The organism is Streptomyces triticirhizae (assembly GCF_003696235.1).
Taxonomy (GTDB): domain Bacteria; phylum Actinomycetota; class Actinomycetes; order Streptomycetales; family Streptomycetaceae; genus Streptomyces; species Streptomyces triticirhizae.
In genome coordinates, this window is sequence record NZ_RFFJ01000351.1 from 1 (window position 1) to 2,673 (window position 2,673).

General features: G+C 74.4%; 1 protein-coding gene and 2 pseudogenes. All 3 read left to right on the forward strand.

The genetic code is table 11. The features are described from left to right. A pseudogene (locus tag EBN88_RS29470) lies at positions 1-167 on the forward strand (4-(cytidine 5'-diphospho)-2-C-methyl-D-erythritol kinase); the annotation flags it as partial. After that, positions 160-2,046, forward strand: a complete 1,887-nt coding sequence (locus tag EBN88_RS29475) for an ABC-F family ATP-binding cassette domain-containing protein (RefSeq protein ID WP_122400041.1) — start codon at positions 160-162, stop codon at positions 2,044-2,046. The pseudogene EBN88_RS29470 and the gene EBN88_RS29475, both read left to right, overlap by 8 nt. A 233-nt stretch (positions 2,047-2,279) precedes the next feature. Then, positions 2,280-2,673, forward strand: a pseudogene (locus tag EBN88_RS30310) (PQQ-binding-like beta-propeller repeat protein); the annotation flags it as partial.

The following is a 2,673-nucleotide window of genomic DNA, read 5'->3' on the forward strand; positions in this document are numbered from 1 at the left end:
TCGCCGGCCTGGTCTCAGGCTCCGGGCCCAGCTGCGCCTTCCTGGCCGCCGACGCCGAGGCCGCCGCCGCCATCGCCGCGACGCTGGCGGCCTCCGGCCACTGCCGCGCCGCCCGCGCGACGACCGGGCCGGCCGCCGGGGCGACTACCATCGACTCCCATGCCTGAACCGTCCAGGACCGCCAGGTCGGCGCCGTCCAGCACCACCGCCCGAGGCGCCAGGAACCTGGTCAACCTCGAAGCCATCAGCAAGGTCTACGGGACCCGAGAGCTGCTGAGAGGGGTCTCCCTCGGCGTCAACGAGGGCGACCGGATCGGCGTGGTGGGCCGCAACGGCGACGGCAAGACCACCCTGATCCGCCTCCTCGCCCGGCAGGAGCCGCCGGACGACGGCCGCGTCACGCACTCCGGCGGGCTGCGCCTCGGGGTGCTCACCCAGCACGACTCGCTCGACCCGCGGGCCACCGTCCGCCAGGAGGTCATCGGCGAGCTGGCCGACCACGAGTGGGCCGGCGACGCCCGGGTGCGGGACGTGCTCACCGGCCTGTTCGGCGGGCTCGACCTGCCCGGCTTCCCGCAGGGGCTGGACACCGTGATCGGCCCGCTCTCCGGCGGCGAGCGGCGCCGGATCGCCCTCGCGAAGCTGCTCATCGCCGAGCAGGACCTGATCGTGCTGGACGAGCCGACCAACCACCTCGACGTGGAGGGCATTTCCTGGCTCGCCGCCCATCTGGCCGGCCGGCGTTCGGCGTTGGTGGTGGTCACCCACGACCGCTGGTTCCTCGACCGGGTCTGCACCCGGATGTGGGACGTGCAGCACGGCACCGTCCACGGCTACGAGGGCGGCTACAGCGACTACGTCTTCGCCCGCGCCGAGCGGGAGCGGATCGCGGCCAGCGAGGAGGCCAGGCGGCAGAACCTGGTCCGCAAGGAGCTGGCCTGGCTGCGGCGCGGCGCCCCGGCCCGCACCAGCAAGCCCAGGTTCCGCGTGGAGGCGGCCAACGAGCTGATCGCCGACGTGCCGCCGCCCCGGGACAGCGCCGAGCTGATGGGCTTCGCCAGCGCCCGGCTCGGCAGGACCGTCTTCGACCTGGAGGACGTCACCGTCCGGGTCGGCGCCGAGGGCGACGGCGGGCGGACCCTGCTGACCCGCCTCACCTGGCAGCTGGGCCCGGGGGACCGGGTCGGCCTGGTCGGCGTGAACGGCGCGGGCAAGACCTCGCTGCTGCGCGCGCTGGCCGAGACGGCGTGGGGCGAGGACTCCCCGCTGCTGACCGGGGGCCGGATCACCGTGGGGAAGACGGTGCGGCTGGCGTACCTCTCCCAGGAGGTCGCCGAACTCGACCCGGCCTGGCGGGTGTTGCAGGCCGTGGAGAGCGTGCGCTCCCGCGTGGACCTGGGGAAGGGCCGGGAGATGACGGCCTCCCAGCTCTGTGAGCGCTTCGGCTTCGGCAAGGAGCGCCAGTGGACGCCGGTCGGCGACCTCTCCGGCGGCGAGCGCCGCCGGCTCCAGCTGCTGCGGCTGCTGATGGACGAGCCCAACGTCCTCTTCCTCGACGAGCCCACCAACGACCTGGACATCGAGACGCTGACCCAGCTGGAGGACCTGCTGGACGGCTGGCCCGGCTCGCTCGTGGTGATCAGCCACGACCGCTACTTCGTGGAGCGGGTCACGGACACGGTCTGGGCGCTGCTCGGGGACGGCGCGCTGCGGATGCTGCCGCGCGGCGTCGACGAGTACCTCGAACGCCGGGCGCGGTTGCGGGAGTCGGCGGCGGACGCGGCCAGGTCGAGCGCACCCTCGACGGAGCGGCCGGCGGCCAAGCCGGCCCAGCTCTCCCGGGCCGCCCAGAAGGAGATCCAGCGGATCGAGCGGCAGTTGGACAAGCTGGGCGCGCGGGAGGGTGAGCTGCACGCCGAGATGGCCGAGCACGCCACCGACTTCTCCCGGGTCGCGGAACTCGACGCGCGGTTGCGGGAAGTCTCCCAGGAGCGGGACCGGTTGGAGACCCGCTGGCTGGAACTGGCCGAAGAGGGCGAGGTCTGAGCGGCGTCGGTTCGTTCCCTTTCGCTTTTCCCTCCCCCTTCTCATCCCATCGGCGCCACCTTTTGGTTGCGGGCCGGTCACGGCTGTCGCGGAACCGCAACCGGGCCCGGCACTGTCGGAGTCCGGTGATAGAAAGAGGAACCGTGTGCGCGACCGCTGCCATCGCGGTCTTGTCCGCACAAGTCGGGCAAGAGCGCCCGAAGTCCCAGTGACTGTCCGGCCCAGGGGGAACGATGTCTCAGCCGCCGCCACCGAACCAGCCTCCCGGCCCGCCGGGGGAGCAGCCCGAGCAGCCCTCCGCCGAGCAGGGCGGCTTCGGGCCGCCGGTGCCGCCCCCGGCCCCGCCCTCCGGCACCCCTTCGTATGGCACGCCCGCGCCCGACGCGGGTGAGAGCGACCCCCGCACCCCGCCGTCTTCCCCCGCCGTTCCGCCGCAGGGCCAGCCGGGGCAGCCGGGGTACGGCTATCCGCAGACCCCGCCCGCCTCCGCCGGGTACGGCTACCCGGGGACCCCGCCCGCCTCCGCCGGGTACGGCTTCCCGCAGGGCGGGGCGACGCCGGCCAGCCAACAGGCCACGCTGGGCGGCGGGTTCCAGGCCACGCCCCCGGCCGGGCCCTACGCGCCGG